We start from the raw sequence: 1,042 nt of genomic DNA, 5'->3' as shown, positions 1-1,042 counted from the left end.
TCGTTTCCGATCATGTTTTGTCCACGAAGCAGGGGCAAATCACCACCAAAGAAGTTCCATTTTCATTCTCGCGCCTGAACATTCATCTCGACGAAGATCTTTGCTTTGCGGGCGACCTCTTGGTGACCAACGCCTCGGATTCATCAATGTTTTGGAGCTGTGACGTAAGGCCAATCCAATACGAGTTTAAGTTGATCGGCAACACCCAATCGGGGGCATGGCTGTTTGCAATGACCAGCGGCGAGCAGACCTTAGGACACCTCGAGGCTTCTACCGAAGTGGAAAAGCTTCCCAGCTTTCTGGGAACCACGGGGCAGCAAGACGCGGAACAGAGCCGTGCCATTGAGTTGGGCGGTTTGCGCCTTGTTCCGAACCATACCACCAGCCAGGCCTGGGAAGTGGACCAGAAAATTTATGACCACCAAGGCAAAATTCAAAATCAGGTCGACGAATGGCTCTCGGGCCCATACCAAGATAGAATTCAAGACTACCTCACGAACCTGCTTCCTCGATCCTCCGAGATCACGCCCCACTTCGATGCACGCGGGATACCTCACGAGTTTATTTTTGTCACTCTCTGGGAGTCGGATTACTTCACCTCTCCCAGTTACCCCGTGCAGGTGGGGGGCTCCGGCGAGGTGGGCCCATGGCAGTTTACCAAGTCCACGGGGCAAGGCGCCCAGGTGGGACTAAAGGTCTTTGATCTCATTTCCGATGGGGGCGTCCGCATGGCTCACTCCTGTGATGAGCGGGGCGTTCTCAGAAAATCCTCTGAGGGTGCTGCCAAGTACTGGGCGTGGCTCCTGAAACGCTTTGCCAAAGATCCGCACCTTTCCGTGCTGGCCTACAACTGGGGTATTGGCAATGTGAACTCGGCCCTCAAGCTCTGCCTAGCATCCGGTGGCAACTCACAGTCCTGCCGCGACCCATCCACCCAAAGGCTCAGCGATGCTTACAGAGACGGGTACAATTTCTGGGTGATGGAAGGCTTCAACATGGCCCCGCGCGTCCGTTTGGACTACGTCATCAAATTCCTCGCAGC

The 1,042-nt window shown here is 55.1% G+C and carries 1 protein-coding gene; it reads left to right on the top strand.

Features of this window, described 5'->3' with window-relative positions:
• Window positions 1–1,042, top strand: a 1,042-nt coding sequence (locus V6D20_01365) for a transglycosylase SLT domain-containing protein (GenBank protein ID HEY9814444.1), incomplete at both ends; no start/stop codon positions are given.

It is taken from the genome of Candidatus Obscuribacterales bacterium (genome assembly GCA_036703605.1).
In the GTDB taxonomy this organism is placed as follows: Bacteria; Cyanobacteriota; Cyanobacteriia; order RECH01; family RECH01; genus RECH01.
The sequence above is the reverse complement of the archived record's forward strand: the minus strand, read 5'-3'. Positions and strand labels throughout refer to the sequence as shown.